The organism is Melittangium boletus DSM 14713, assembly GCF_002305855.1.
GTDB lineage: Bacteria > Myxococcota > Myxococcia > Myxococcales > Myxococcaceae > Cystobacter > Cystobacter boletus.
The window spans coordinates 7,185,924-7,201,118 of sequence record NZ_CP022163.1 but is presented as its reverse complement, the minus strand read 5'-3'; the positions used below and the strand labels follow the sequence as shown (position 1 = coordinate 7,201,118).

Annotated in this window: 5 protein-coding genes and 1 tRNA gene; 3 read left to right on the top strand and 3 right to left on the bottom strand. The window is 67.6% G+C overall.

Going from position 1 to position 15,195, the window contains the following annotated elements; genetic code table 11:
* The first annotated feature begins 15 nt into the window (after window positions 1-15).
* The 3 genes from MEBOL_RS29920 (at window position 16) to MEBOL_RS29905 (ending at window position 11,067) form a co-directional block, all read left to right on the top strand.
* Entirely contained in the window at window positions 16-5,523 is a 5,508-nt protein-coding gene (locus MEBOL_RS29920) for a type I polyketide synthase (RefSeq protein ID WP_095980633.1), read from the top strand.
* Complete coding sequence (locus MEBOL_RS29915) at window positions 5,520-10,001, top strand: type I polyketide synthase (RefSeq protein WP_095980632.1); 4,482 nt, start codon at window positions 5,520-5,522, stop codon at window positions 9,999-10,001. The genes MEBOL_RS29920 and MEBOL_RS29915 overlap by 4 nt, the downstream gene beginning before the upstream one ends.
* A 736-nt stretch (window positions 10,002-10,737) precedes the next feature.
* A complete protein-coding gene (locus MEBOL_RS29905) occupies window positions 10,738-11,067 on the top strand; it encodes a hypothetical protein (protein ID WP_095980630.1) in 330 nt (109 codons plus the stop codon).
* 338 nt (window positions 11,068-11,405) lie between these two features.
* On the opposite strand, the gene MEBOL_RS29900 is transcribed toward MEBOL_RS29905, so the two are convergent.
* The 3 genes from MEBOL_RS29900 to MEBOL_RS29890 form a co-directional block, all read right to left on the bottom strand.
* Window positions 11,406-11,479, bottom strand: a tRNA-Arg gene (locus tag MEBOL_RS29900).
* Between the two features lie 752 nt (window positions 11,480-12,231).
* Complete coding sequence (locus MEBOL_RS29895; RefSeq protein WP_170115617.1) at window positions 12,232-13,149, bottom strand: SMODS domain-containing nucleotidyltransferase; 918 nt, start codon at window positions 13,147-13,149, stop codon at window positions 12,232-12,234.
* Window positions 13,150-13,420: 271 nt separating this feature from the next.
* The gene (locus MEBOL_RS29890) at window positions 13,421-15,094 is read right to left on the bottom strand and encodes a ThiF family adenylyltransferase (protein ID WP_095980628.1); all 1,674 of its coding nucleotides are present in this window, start codon (window positions 15,092-15,094) and stop codon (window positions 13,421-13,423) included.
* Between the last annotated feature and the right edge of the window lie 101 nt (window positions 15,095-15,195).

Below are 15,195 nucleotides of genomic sequence, written 5' to 3'. Positions count from 1 at the left end.
AGAGATCCAACATCAATGTCCGACATCGACACAGGAGAACGCCTCTACGACATCGCCATCGTGGGCATGGCGGGCCGTTTTCCCGGAGCACGGGACGTAGAGGCATTCTGGCGCAACCTGCGTGACGGCGTGGAGCCGCTGACGCCCCTGACGGACGAGGAACTGCTGGCCTCGGGCATCGAGCCGGACGCGCTAAAGGAGCCCGGCTACGTGAAGGCGGGCTTCCTGCTGGACGGCATCGACGAGTTCGACGCCGACTTCTTCGGCTTCACCCCGAGGGAAGCGGAGACGATGGACCCGCAGCACCGCCTCTTCCTGGAGACGGCGTGGCAGGCGATGGAGCGGGCGGGGTACGACTCGGAGCGGAGCGAGGGGAAGATCGGGGTGTACGCGGGCTCGTCGTTGAGCGTGTACCTGTACAACTCCTTCACCTTCTTCCGGCCGTTCGCGACCAGCAGCTTCCTGGAGCTGACGAGCAACGATCGGGACTACGTGGCCACGCGGGTGGCCTACAAGCTGAACCTGCGCGGCCCGGCGCTGTCGGTGCAGACGGCATGTTCCACGTCGCTCGTGGCGGTGCACCTGGCCTGTCAGAGCCTGCTCAACCGCGAGTGTGACATGGCGCTGGCGGGAGGCATCTCCGTCAACATGCCGCACAAGGCCGGCTATCTCCACGAGCCGGGAGGCATCTTCTCTCCGGACGGGCACTGCCGGGCCTTCGACGCGAATGCGCAGGGCCTGGGTGTGGGCAACGGCGTGGGCGTGGTGGTGCTCAAGAGGCTGGAGGACGCGCTGCGGGATGGGGACACCATCGAGGCGGTCATCCGGGGCTCGGCCATCAACAACGACGGCTCGCAGAAGGTGGGCTTCACCGCGCCGAGCGTGGACGGGCAGCTCACCGCCATCCTGGACGCGCAGTCCATGGCCGACGTCGAGCCGGACTCCATCAGCTACGTGGAGACGCACGGCACGGGCACGGCGCTGGGAGATCCCATCGAGGTGAGCGCGCTCACCCAGGCCTTCCGCACGCGAGGGGCCCAAGGGCGACAGTTCTGTGCATTGGGCTCGGTGAAGACGAACATCGGCCACCTGAACACGGCGGCGGGCATCGCCAGCCTCATCAAGACGGTGCAGGCGCTCAGGCACCAGCAGTTGCCCCCGAGCCTGCACTACCGCGTGCCCAATCCCAGCATCGACTTCGCCAGCAGCCCCTTCTTCGTCAACGACACGCTGCGCGAGTGGAAGGCCGGCCCCACCCCGCGCCGCGCCGGGGTGAGCTCCTTCGGCATCGGCGGCACCAACGCCCACGTGGTGCTCGAGGAGGCCCCGGCGCTTCCTCCCGCCAGTGCCTCGCGCCCCTGGCAGTTGTTGTTGTTGTCCGCCCGGACCCCCACGGCCCTGGAGAGCGTCACCCAGCGGTTCGCCACCCACCTGCGCCAGCACCCGGAGCAGCCCCTGGCCGACGTCGCCTTCACCCTCCAGCAGGGCCGCAAGGGCTTCTCCCACCGCCGCGTCCTCGTCTGCCGCGATCGCGAGGATGCCCTCTCCGTGCTCGAGGCGGGGGAACCGACGCGCATCCTCTCGCGGACGAAGGAAGCCGATGAGCGGGCCGTGGCCTTCATGTTCCCGGGAGGAGGCGCGCAGTACCCGGACATGGCCCGGGAGCTCCACGACTCCGAGCCCGTCTTCCGCCAGGAGGTGGAGCGCTGCGCCCGCTTCCTCCAGCCCCACCTCGGCCTGGACTTGCGCTCCCTGCTCTACCCCGCCCCCGACAAGGCCGAGGAAGCCTCCCGCCTCCTGCAGCGCGGCCTCTACGGCCTGCCCGCCCTCTTCACCACCGAATACGCCCTGGCCCGCCTCTGGCTCTCCTTCGGCATCCGGCCCCAGGCCCTCATCGGCCACTCCCTGGGTGAGTACGCCGCCGCCTGCCTCGCCGGCGTCTTCTCCCTCGAGGACGCCCTCACCCTCGTCCTCACCCGCGCCCGCCTCTTCGAGTCCCTTCCCTCGGGCGCCATGCTCTCCGTCTCCCTCCCCGAGGCCCACGTCCGCTCCCGCCTCGCTCCGGGCCTCTCCCTCGCCGCCATCAACGCCCCCTCCCTCTGCGTTGTCTCCGGCCCTTCCGACTCCATCGACTCCCTCCAGCGTCAACTCTCCTCCGAGGGCACCGAGTGTCACCGCGTGCGCATCTCCGTCTCCAGCCACTCGGAGATGGTCGAGCCCATCCTCCCCGAATTCTCCCGCGTCCTCTCCTCCCTCCGCTTCCACTCCCCCTCCCTCCCCTTCGTCTCCAACGTCACTGGCACCTGGGCCACCGACGAAGTCGCCACCCCCGCCTACTGGGCCCGACACCTGCGCCACACCGTGCGCTTCTCCGAGGGCCTGCGCACCCTCCTCTCCGACTCTTCGCGCGTGCTGCTGGAGGTGGGCCCCGGCCAGGTCCTCTCCTCCCTGGCCAAGCAGCACTCCCGCTCCACCCCTGTCTTCTCCTCCACTCGCCACCCCCAGGAGAAACAGTCCGACTCCGCCTTCCTCCTGTCCACCCTCGGCCGTCTGTGGATGGAGGGCGTCCCCGTCGACTGGATGGGCTTCTACTCCCACGAGCGCCGCCGCCGCGTCCCCCTTCCCTCCTACCCCTTCGAGCACAAGAAGTTCTGGAAGAAATCCATGAGCAACGCCCATGACAAGAGCCCGGTGAAGCCAGAGGAGTCCAAGGGGAAGAAGCAGGACCTCGCGGACTGGTTCTACGTGCCCACCTGGAAGCAATCGCCGCTGCTCGAGTCCACCTCCTCGGGAGGCCAACCCGGAAGGTGGCTGTTCTTCCAGGACGAGCAGGGAGTGGGCGAGGCGCTGGCGCTCGAGCTGGAGAAGGCGGGCCACCAGGTGCTCACGGTGAAGCCGGGCGAGGGCTTCACCCACCCGAGCCCCACGGCCTTCACCGTCGACCCGGAGAGCCCCGCGGACCACGAGGCCCTGCTGCGCCACCTGCGCGAGCACGACCAGCGGCCCACGGCCATCGCCCACCTGTGGAATGTCACGGGGGAGGACAGCGCCACCACGCCGCGCGAGCGCTACGAGACGGCCTGGCGCCGGGGCTTCCAGAGCCTGTTGCACCTCGTCCAGGCGCTCGGCCCGAGGCCGGCGAGCGCCAACGAGGTGCTGCCCGTGCACGTGCTCACCAGCCACCTGCAAGCGGTGACGGGCGAGGAGTCCCTGCACCCCGAGAAGGCCCTCGTGCTGGGCGTGGGCAAGGTGATGGTGAAAGAGTACCCATACCTCAAGGCCCGCCCCATCGACGTGGTGACACCGGCGAGGGGCACGCCCCAGGCGGCGCGTCTGGCGCGGCAACTCCTCGCGGAAGTCACCTCCGGGCACGAGGCGAACCCGGTGGCGCTGCGCGGTCCGCACCGCTGGGAGCAGACGTACGAGCCGATCCGGCTGGAAGCCGCCACCCCGGAGCCGCGCCTGCGCGAGCGCGGTGTCTACCTGCTCACGGGAGGCCTCGGGGCGCTCTCGCTCGTGGTGGCCGAGCACCTGGCGGGCACCGTCCGGGCGCGGCTGGCGCTGGTGGGCCGCACGGGGTTGCCGCCGCGGGACACGTGGACGAAGTGGTTGGCCGAGCTCATGCCCGGAGATCAGACGCGCCAGCGCATCGAGGCCGTGCTGTCGCTGGAGGCCCGGGGCGCGGAGGTGATGGTGCTCCAGGCCGATGTGGCGGACCTCGAGCGGATGAAGGAGGTGACGCGGGAGGTGAAGGAGCGCTTCGGAGCGATCCATGGCGTCATCCACACGGCGGGCCTGCTCCATGACGGCCTGATGCAGGTGAAGGCGGCCGACTCGGCGAGGAACGTGCTGGCGCCCAAGGTGCTCGGGACGATGGTGCTCGAGGAGGTGCTGGCCCACGAGCCACTGGACTTCTTGGTGCTCTACTCCTCCATCAGCTCCGTGTTGGGGCTGACGGGGCAGGTGGATTACGGAGCGGCCAACTCCTTCATGGACGCCTACGCCCAGGCGCGCAACGCGCGGGGAGGCCCCTTCACCGTCTCCATCAACTGGGACGGGTGGCCCATGGGCCTCGCGATGGGCGTCATCAACAAGCTGGCGGCGCAGGCCCCCGTCTCCGCGCCCGAGCTGCACCCCATGCTGGGCCGCTGCGTCTCCCGGCAGGAGGATCAGGTCGTCTACGCCATGCACTTCAGCACCGCCCGGCACTGGGTGGTGGAGGAGCACCGGGTGGGGGGCCAGGCGGTGCTTCCGGGCACGGGCTACATCGAGATGGTGCGCGCGGCGCTGGAGGACTTCGCCGGGCTGAGCGGCGTGGACATCCAGGAGATGAACATCCAGGCGCCGTTGTGGGTGAAGGAGGGCGAGGAGAAGGAAGTCCGCACCGTGATCACCCGCCAGGGAGAGGCCTACCGCTTCAAGGTGGTGAGCGCGGCGTCGGCGTGGGGCGAGTGGAGGGATCACGTCACGGGGACCGCGGTCGCGTTGAGCGGGAGCCAGCCGGAGCGCCACGACGTGGAGGAACTGGCGCGGCGCTGCGGCGGAGAGGAGCGCGATGGGCGGGAGGTGCCGGTGCTCTCGCCCCTCATCTCCCACGGTGCGCACTGGAAGAGCCTGAGCCGGCTGCGGATCGGACCCCGCGAGGCCATGGCGACGCTGGAGCTGGCGGATCACCACCTCGACGATCTGCCCCGCCTCAAGGCGCACCCGGCGCTGATGGACCTGGCGCTGGGCTTTGGCCTGTTCAGCCTGGGCGGAGGGGCGTGGCTGCCCTTCGCCTACAAGGGCTTGAAGATTCACGGGCCGATGCCGCGCAAGCTGTACTGCCACACGCGCTATGGGCCGAGTGGCCAGAACGAGGTGGCGTCCTTCCAGGTCACGGTGATGGACGAGCGGGGCCAGGTGCTGGTGGAGGTCGACGACTACTCGCTGCGGCAGGTGGGCGAGGAGACGGTGAAGGCGCTGGGCGAGGGGCCCGGATCCGCGGTGGCGGCCTCCGGCGCGAAGCCTGGCGGGCCGCAAGTGGACGTCATCCAGGCCGAGGAGGGCGTGGAGGCCTTCCGGCGAATCCTCCGGCAGAAGCTGCCGCAGGTGGTGGTGTCCACGAGGGATCTGCGCTCGCGCTTCCAGGACGGCACGTTGGACCTGCTGGCGGAGTTCGAGAAGACATCGGTGAAGCCCTCGCAGCCGCGCCCGACGCTGGGGACGGCCTACGTGGCGCCGCGCGACGAGACCGAGCGGATGCTGGTGGACATCTGGCAGAAGGCGCTGGGCCTCGAGCAGGTGGGCGTGCACGACAACTTCTTCGAGCTGGGAGGCACCTCGCTCACGGCGGTGCAGGTCCTCTCGAAGATGAGGGCGGCGCTGAAGGTGGAGCTGTCGGCGGCGAGCCTCTTCGGCAACCCCACCATTGGCGACCTGTCGGCGAGCTTGCGGCAGGGCGGGCAGGAGAGCCCGAGCCATGAAGAAAGCCAGAATCGCGGAAAGCAGCGGCGAGAGGCCCGGAGGACGAGGAAGTCATGAGCAACGCCCAGGAAGAGAGCCAGGTGAGCGAGTTCGACATCGCGGTGGTGGGGATGTCGGGCCGCTTCCCGGGGGCCCGGGACATCGACGAGTTCTGGACGAACCTGCGCGACGGCGTGGAGTCCATCACCCGCTTCAGCGAACAGGAACTGCTGGCCCAGGGAGTGGAGCCCGAGGTGTTGAAGGATCCGCACTTCCGCGGGGCGGGGGCCTACCTGGAGGACATCGACCAGTTCGATGCCGCCTTCTTCGGCTACACGCCGCGCGAGGCGGAGATCGCGGCGCCGCAACTGCGCTTCCTGCTGGAGACGGGCTGGTCGGCGCTGGAGCACGCCGGGTACGATCCCGAGCGGTACAAGGGCCGGGTGGGCGTCTACGCGGGAGTGGGCACGGACTTCTACCTGCTGCTCAACGTCTTCCCCAACCGGGTGGCGCTGGAGAAGATGGGCCTCGGCCATTTCCAGTTGGGAGCGGGTAACGCCAAGGACTTCATGGCGAACCGGCTCTGCTTCGAGTTCAACCTGAAGGGGCCGGGGGTGTCGGTGCAGACGGGGTGCTCCACCTCGCTGGTGGCGACCCACATGGCGTGCCAGAGCCTGCTGAGCCGCGAGTGCGACATGATGCTGGTGGGAGCGGCGACGCTGCAGCCCAACCAGAAGACGGGCTACTTCTGGTACGAGGGAGGCGTGCTCTCACCCGACGGCCGGTGTCAGGCCTTCGACGCGGAGGCCAAGGGCACGGTCTTCGGAAGCGGCGTGGCGGTGGTGGTGCTCAAGAGGCTGACGGACGCCATCGCCGACGGCGATCAGGTGTACGCGGTCATCCGGGGCTCGGCCATCAACAACGATGGCTCGCGCAAGGCGGACTTCATGGCGCCAGGCGTGGCGGGCCAGACGGAAGTCATCATCGAGGCACTCAACGCCGCGGACGTGTCGCCCGAGACGATCAGCTACGTGGAGGCGCACGGCACGGGCACGGCGATGGGAGACACCATCGAGGTGAGCGCGCTCACCCAGGCCTTCCGGACCGACACGCAGGCGAAGCGGTTCTGCGCCCTGGGCTCGGTGAAGCCGAACATCGGCCACCTGGACGTGGTGGCGGGGATGTCCAGCCTCATCAAGACGGTGCAGGCGCTGCGGCACCGGCAGATGCCCCCGAGCCTGCATTACCGCGTGCCCAATCCCAGCATCGACTTCGCCAACAGCCCCTTCTTCGTCAACGACACGCTGCGCGAGTGGAAGGCCGGCCCCACCCCGCGCCGCGCCGGCGTGAGTTCCTTCGGCATCGGCGGCACCAACGCCCACGTGGTGCTCGAGGAGGCCCCCGCGCTCCCTCCCACCAGCGCCTCGCGACCCTGGCAGTTGCTGCTCCTGTCCGCCCGGACCCCCACGGCCCTGGAGAGCGTCACCCAGCGGTTCGCCACCCACCTGCGCCAGCACCCGGAGCAGCCCCTGGCCGACGTCGCCTTCACCCTCCAGCAGGGCCGCAGGGGCTTCTCCCACCGCCGCATTCTGGTCTGCCGCGGTCGCGAGGACGCCCTCTCCGTGCTCGACGCTCAGGATCTGTCGCGCATGCCGTCGAACCTGATGGAGGCCAGCGAGCGCCCCGTGGCCTTCATGTTTCCGGGAGGAGGAGCGCAGTACCCGGACATGGCTCGCGAGCTCCACGACTCCGAGCCCGTCTTCCGCCAGGAGGTGGAGCGCTGCGCCCGCTTCCTCCAGCCCCACCTCGGCCTGGACTTGCGCTCCCTGCTCTACCCCTTCCCCGACAAGGCCGAGGAAGCCTCCCGCCTCCTGCAGCGCGGCCTCTACGGCCTGCCCGCCCTCTTCACCACCGAATACGCCCTGGCCCGCCTCTGGCTCTCCTTCGGCATTCGGCCCCAGGCCCTCATCGGCCACTCCCTGGGTGAGTACGCCGCCGCCTGTCTCGCCGGCGTCTTCTCCCTCGAGGACGCCCTCACCCTCGTCCTCACCCGCGCCCGCCTCTTCGAGTCCCTCCCCTCGGGCGCCATGCTCTCCGTCTCCCTCCCCGAGGCCCACGTCCGCTCCCGCCTCGCTCCGGGCCTCTCCCTCGCCGCCATCAACGCCCCCTCCCTCTGCGTTGTCTCCGGCCCTTCCGACGCCATCGACTCCCTCCAGCGCCAACTCTCCTCCGAGGGCACCGAGTGTCACCGCGTGCGCATCTCCGTCTCCAGCCACTCGGAGATGGTGGAGCCCATCCTCCCCGAATTCTCCCGCGTCCTCTCCTCCCTCCGCTTCCACTCCCCCTCCCTCCCCTTCGTCTCCAACGTCACTGGCACCTGGGCCACCGACGAAGTCGCCACCCCCGCCTACTGGGCCCGACACCTGCGCCACACCGTGCGCTTCTCCGAGGGCCTGCGCACGCTCCTCTCCGACTCTTCGCGCGTGCTGCTGGAGGTGGGCCCCGGCCAGGTCCTCTCTTCCCTGGCCAAGCAGCACTCGCGCTCCACTCCCGTCTTCTCCTCCACTCGCCACCCCCAGGAGAAACAGTCCGACTCCGCCTTCCTCCTGTCCACCCTCGGCCGTCTGTGGATGGAGGGCGTCCCCGTCGACTGGATGGGCTTTTACGCCCACGAGCGCCGCCGCCGCGTTCCCCTTCCCTCCTACCCCTTCGAGCGGCAGCGCTACTGGATGGATCCGCCGGACGCGAAGGAAGCGACGCAGGGGAAACGGGAGCGCATGGCGAACCGGGAAACGGACCTCGCGGACTGGTTCCACGCGCCGAGCTGGAAACAGTCGAACACGAGCACTCCCGTCCGAGGAGACGAACGAGTCCAGGAGAGCGCATCCCCTGGACGATGGCTGTTCTTCCAGGACGAGCAGGGAGTGGGCGAGGCGCTGGCGCTCGAGTTGGAGAAGGCGGGCCACCAGGTGCTCACGGTGAAGCCAGGCGAGGGCTTCACCCACCCGAGCCCCACGACCTTCACCATCGACCCGGTGAGCCCCACGGACCACGAGGCCCTGCTGCGCCATCTGCACGAGCGCGACCAGCGGCCCACGGCCATCGTCCACCTGTGGAATGTCACGGGGGAGGACAACGCCTCCACGCCGCGCAAGCGCTACGAGACGGCCTGGCGCCAGGGCTTTCAAAGCCTGCGACACCTCGCCCAGGCGCTCGGAGCGCGGCCGGCCAACGCCGGAGAAGTGCTGCCCGTTCACGTGCTCACCAGCCATCTGCAAGCGGTGACGGGCGAGGAGTCCCTGCACCCCGAGAAGGCCCTGGTGCTGGGAGCCTGCGAGGCACTGAGCCGGGAGTACCCACACCTGAGGGCCCACCCCATCGACGTGGTGACACCGGCGAAAGGCACGCCCCAGGCGGCGCGCCTGGTGCGACAGCTCTTCGCGGAAGTCACCTCCGGGCACGAGACGAACCCGGTGGCGCTGCGTGGTCCACGCCGTTGGGTGCGGTCGCAAGAGCCCCTGAAGCTCGCGCCCGCCACCTCGGAGCCGCGATTGAGGCAGCGAGGCACCTACCTGCTCACGGGAGGCGCGAGTGGACTGACGCGCGCACTGGCCGAGCACCTGGCGCGTACCGTCCAGGCCCGATTGGTGGTGGTGGGCCGCACGGAGCTGCCCATGAGCGAGGTGCAGGCGCTCCAGACCCAGGGAGCCGAGGTGCTGACGCTACGGGCCGAGCCAGGAAACCTGGAGCAGTACCAATCGGTGCTGGAGCAGACGAAGACCCGCTTCGGAGCGCTGCATGGCGTCCTGCACGCGCCAGAGGAGGGAGAGGAGGCGGGAGGATGGGAGCTGCTGGTGCTGGCGGGAGCGCTGGAAGGACAAGCGCTGGACTTCTGTGTGTTGCAGTCTTCGCCCACGGCGCCCGCGCGAGGAATGGAGGGCGCGTCCGGCCTCGCCTCCCGTGAATTGATCGCGGCACTGGTGCAACAGCGGGCGCAGGAGAGCACCTGGGCGTGGATCGGCATCGACTGGAGGGGGCCGCTGGAGGGAGGAGCCCAGGCGGTGCAGGCCCGGAAGGGTTCGGTGCTGGAAGCGCTCACCCTCACCCCGGACGAGGCCGTGCGAGCCATCTCGAGGGTACTGGGCACGGAGGCACCGGGCTGCGTCCAGGTCTCTCCGGTGACACTGCGGCTGGCGGACCGGCGAGCCCTCACCGAGACGCTGTCGGGACGGCACGAACCCGAGGCCTCCGCGCCGCGGCGGCTCCACGCCCGACCGAGCCTTCCGAGTGGCTACGAGGCACCTCGAGACGAGACGGAGCGAACCATCGCGGCGCTCTGGCAGCAGACCTTTGGCATCGAGCAGGTGGGCATCCGCGACAACTTCTTCGAGTTGGGCGGCAACTCGATGATCGCCAGTCAGCTGCGCCCGCGGCTGGTCTCCGCGCTCGGGATGGAGCTGCCCATCCGAGTGCTCTTCGAGGCGCCGACCATCGCGGAACTGGCCCGGTTGGTGGGAGACCTGCGCCGCGCGGAGACCTCCAAACCAGAGCCCTGAACCAGCGCTGGAGAGGAGCCTCCCCTGCATCCCTGGGGGAGGCTGCGAAGAACTCGCCGCCATAGTCCCAACACGGCACTTGCAAGGGGCTGACAGGGGGTTGGGATCGGGCTGTCCAACCGGTCCATCCGGTCGCGGGGTTTCACGATAACGCCATCCGCGTCCGGCTCGCTGCCTTGGAGGCGTTCCTCACCAGGTAGACCCCGAGTAGCTTGGGGCTCGTGCTCCTCTACTTCCTAGCCTTGATGCTCGCGCATGCGCCCTGCTCACCGACGGATGGAACTGCGGTGTGCGGGTGCAAGCAGGGATCTCCAACAGCCTGCGAGGCCCTCCGCGTGGCCGACCCGGAGAAGGCAGCGGAGATTGAGCAGGCCGTTGCGAAGGCCAAGCCCTCGCCGACCCAGCCTCAAGCGCGGCAAGGCCAGGCGGCGCAACCAGGAGCCCCTTCCCCACCCCAGGTCATCGAGGACTTGCTGCGACCCGGAGGGCGGCTCATCGGCTCCGAGGGCTCCAGCCCCAAGATCAGAGTCATCAAGGGTGGCCTCCGCGATGCAGAGAAGCTGTTCGCGCAACTCTCAGGCAGCGGGACGCGCGTAACGGGTACCTCCTATCCGGGCCAGTTGGTGCGCCTCCCGAATGGAGGCACGGTCGGCCTGCGTCCCTCTTCGACGTCGGGCCCACCGACCATCGACGTCACCGTTCAAGGGCTCGGTATTCGAGAGATCAAGTTTCTTCCATGAGCGATCAGCAGACGGTGGAGGACATCCAGCGAGGCTGGGCCCGAGACGCGATGAGCAGCGACTTGGGCCTGTGGTGGCTGGCGGCGGACATCCGCGAATGGCGGCCCGGCGCAACAGAGGACGAGGTGCGCCTGGAAACACTGAGCGCCCTACGTCCCTTGCTGACCAGCGGGGCGCTCCGGGCCGTCCACCTCTTGCCGGGCGGGGCTTTTGCGCCTTGGGAGGGAACAGCGGAGGAGCAACTCGCGCGAATGGACGCGGAGTGGGCCGCACTCGGGCGCCGCCCTGACCTGGGTGACATCGTGTGGTTTATCGGAGCACGATAGCGCGCCAACTGTCCCCCAGACGCTCAACCCCCCCTGCGGGGATTCGTCAGCCGCGCATTCAACGAGGCGCGAGCCGTCGGACGATACAGCGGCCCCAACCCCGGACTACCTCCGCGCGGAGGTGGACAGCCTCCAGTTCGGGCTACGCCCCCAGTTGCCTAGCCCGCCCAGCGTCCAGGAGGAGGAGGCAGCCTGAACGGTCGCGGTGGGGCAGGCCCCACGCTGAGGCATGGCCGGGAACGGCCTTGCCGCATCCTTGCGGCAAGGTGGAGCCGGGAAAAGCGAAGGGCCCGGAACCAGTGGGGGAGCTCCCCAACGATTCCGGGCCCTTGCCTCAGTGCGCGATGCAGGAGTCGAACCTGCGGCCTTTGGCTTCGGAGGCCAACGCTCTATCCAGCTGAGCTAATCGCGCGACTTCCTCCGACGTGGGCGGGTAAGTAACCGACTTCCTCTACAGACGCAAGCACGCATTCGGGCAACGAAGCCTGGAACGAGCCTCCCTGGGTAGAAAACGGGTGGCACTGTCCGATGGTGACCGGAATGGCCCCTGTCGAGGGGGACCGGCCCCTCTTCACCCCCGCGTCGATGGCAGGTTGGGAAATGCACGAGCCGGGGCTCGAACCCTGGGCAGGGCGGTAGAAAACCCCAAGCAGGACGCGCAGTTACCCGCTATCGCCTTGATTTTACTAGGGACATCATCCCGTCTCGTGCTGTGTCGTCCCCCCTGGTCCCCCCTGAATCCGCGCTGGAGGGGGACATACGCGGCACATGGAGAGGCCCCATGGCACAGAGGCCACTGCTCCTCGGCTCGCCCCCGCGCACAAGCCAGCGCCCCCTGATTACGAATCAGGGCTGGGCAGGGGCAAACTCTGGCTTTTCCCTCTGAAGATGGCCTGTCCTGGCAGGCTCTGGCGTGTCCCCCGTGGGGAAAAGGTGGGGAAGAAATACCCGCGGCTCCCCCACTCCACCACGCCTTCGAACAGGCAGATGGTGCATGCGCGAACTCATGCACGCCCTCTGCGCCATCACCAACAGCGACAAGCCCTTCACCTTCGTTCATCCCCCGCTCCCCCTCCCTGCGGGAGGCGCAGGCGTTTAACGACCTCATGACTGGACATCACGGCATCTCATCCCATCTATGCGTTTCGGCCGTGAGCTGGCGAGCTAATAGATGCGGAAGGCTGCTTGGAACCGGTTCTCGCAACGCTCCGGAGTCCGCGCATCGAGCGCTTCGAATAGGCGGTTGCGGCTGGACACCGCGTGCTGAAGGAATTTGACGCGGCGCTGTTCCTCCAGCCCCGCCACGAGGTTGCTTCCCGTGCCAGCGACATCGAGGACCGTGGGAGTCCACGCCCAGCGGCTCAGCTTGATACCGAAGTCACTCCTCCAGTTCTGCCGGGCTTCTCCCGCAAACTGGGCCAGAAAGTCGAAGAACAGGAGCGCACCTTCCGTAAACGAGCTGAAACCAACCTCGGAGAAGAGCCGCACCGCAGTCGTCTCAATGGTGAAGGACTTCAAACACGCGGTGGAGGGGAGGCGCTTGTTCCAGAACTTCAGCACCTTGACCAGGGGGACAAAGCGTCCCTCCCGCTGTTTATTGACGCGTGTCGTGTGCTCAGCATGAACCCTCGGAGCGGAAAGAATCCACTCTTCCGTCTCTGAGTCCAAGACATAGATTCGGCCGCTCTCGGAGGACTCGAGAATGGCGGGCACCACATCGATATGCATCTTGTGGAGCGCCAGCCCCACCGAGCGGCGCTGCCTCTGGACTACGCTGTCGGGATACCGGTAGCGAATGGCGCGCTCGAACGTGGTGAGGACTACGCTGGGGGAGGGCTTATCCGCAAGAAAGCCGCGCGGCCACTTGGACGGATCGATGAGGAAGATAATGTCGACGTCATCGAGCGGAGCAATCGCTGTATGCCGCACGTAGCTGCCGCTCAGATACGAGTCGATGATGCGAAGCCCGATGTTCCCGGAGTCCAACCGGTACCGCAGGGTGTGGTGTGTCCGCTGGGCATCCTCTTTCTGGCTGGGGGTGGGTTCGACATCCTGAATCAGGTCCAGGAACAGCTCTTCCAAGAACTCCGCGATCCTCATTAGCACCTCCGTCTCATCCGCCTTTCGCACTCAAAAGGGAAGACGCCCCAAGCGGGTGAAAGCCATCGCAAGCCAGTGCTTTTTTGAAGCGGCTGCACGGCCTCTCCACCGGCCCAGCGACCAGCCTGCGTGTGTCACCCGGCCGCAGCCTGCCTCGGCCGTCAGCGCCTTGGGGGATTCGAGGGGTGGGGCGCCATCTATCTATGCGCCGACCAAAGAAAATGATCCGCGCTCTCCCGTCCATTCTGACTGCTCAAGACCTCTTCAAACGGTCCACTTGCAGGGCAGCCAATTCTTTCTCCTCTTCCAAGGATAGCGGGAGTTCATTCCCAATCCCACATACGGGGCATGCGCGATCTCGTGGGATGAGTTCCACCCTCGTCTGAAGCGGACCATCGACTGCCCATCCTCCGTGATTGGACCAGATCAGGTGATCCCCGTGAGCCTTCGGGTAATCGAGCTCACCCTCGCTCCGCTCTCCGAGAGTCTGCAACGTCATCCGCGCGGTGATCAGCGCGACTTGCTCAACGTCCATCCCGAGCCCGGGGAGTCCTTGTTGCTGATAGGCAGGGACGCCCATGTCAACGCGGTCGAAGCGCGGAAATCGACCGGGCTCCGCGTATTGAGCGTTCAGCACACACTGATAGCAAGGTGTTACCCCCGGCAGGACCCTGAATACCCGCCCGTGCTCCGCGCGTCCTAATACGGCGGTGAAGATCCCGGGGCATGCGTGGATCACACACAGATGGTTGACCACGCTCTCCGCCTCGGTCGTGGCGGTGGCACAGACGATGATGCCCAGCGGATGACGTGTCACCTCGATGAGGTGCTGCGTCGGATCCTTTCCCCAGCCAACCGGATCCAACGAGAGCGCAGCTTGCACCTGGACCACTTCCGCAGCGGGATTGATCCGATGGATCGCCCTGCTCACAACCTCCACCTTGGGCAAACAGATCTCGTCCACGCCACCCACGTGCCGCGCCACGTTCTCTGGGTCGAGCAATTCCGGGTCGAGGAGCACGAACTTACTCACGCCGGCCTTCGCAAGCACGACCGCGACACTGCTGCCAAGGCTGCCTACCCCGACGATCGCGACCTGCGCGCGCTGGAGCCCCCCGACGCCCCCGAGTCGATCGTCAACGCGCCGGAAGATGCGCTCCTCGAGGTTTTCTTCGAAGGGCTCTACGTAGATCAACCTCTCTTCGGGGTTCGTGTCCGGAGTGGTTCCGGCCTTTATGAGGACGAATCTCAACCCGTCGTTCAACACCAGCAGGATCAACGCCTGCGCCATGAACAACTGCCGTGCATGCTCGTTCGGGAGCTGCTGTCTAATCCAACCTTCGAGCCTGTGCCGCGACGAAGGGACCTGCTCCACAGTCTTATTGATCCTGCACCACAAGCCCTGCCGCGGATGGTCCAACCCCAGCGCGGCGACCCACGGCGCTTCCAGGTCGGCCTCAAGAGGCCTGGTGATGATCGGCGAGGGCGAGGTTCCATCCACGCTCATCACGCGTAGGAGTCTCCCGTCCTTCCGACCACGCACCGTCAATATTCCCCATCCGCCCCCCTGACGCAGCGCCGCCGCGATGCTCAGCGGCACGGAGACCCTGATGAAGTCCGTCGTCAGGGGGATGTCCTCGATTCGAGGGAACTCGCCGTGAGCCTCCTGCTCCAGATACGCCACGAGCCGATCGAGTGCCTCTCCCGCCGTGTACTCTGGTCGCCATCCCTGTCGAGGGTCATGCGCGAACAAGCACAGACTCAGATCCCGGAACGTGTACCCATGGGCGCGATGGTCGATGACGTCTGCGCCATCGGCCGACAACTCCCAGGTAACGGGCGGGCGCAAGGGAAACTCCGGCGGCCATACCAGCCGGTATCGCCGGGATCCAACCGCAGTATCGACCGTGCCTTCGGCGAAGGTCACCGGACGCTCCTCAATTCGCAGGATGTTGGGGTGTCGTTGGTGGAGGACACGCAGTTCCTCCAACCACCGCCGTCGGTCACTGTCAGGGAATGGCACGGATG

Bases quoted from the DNA above. Each gene is read 5' to 3' on its own strand.
- MEBOL_RS29920 (WP_095980633.1), top strand. From the start codon at position 16: ATGTCCGACATCGACACAGGAGAACGCCTCTACGACATCGCCATCGTG.
- MEBOL_RS29915 (WP_095980632.1), top strand. From the start codon at position 5,520: ATGAGCAACGCCCAGGAAGAGAGCCAGGTGAGCGAGTTCGACATCGCG.
- MEBOL_RS29905 (WP_095980630.1), top strand. From the start codon at position 10,738: ATGAGCGATCAGCAGACGGTGGAGGACATCCAGCGAGGCTGGGCCCGA.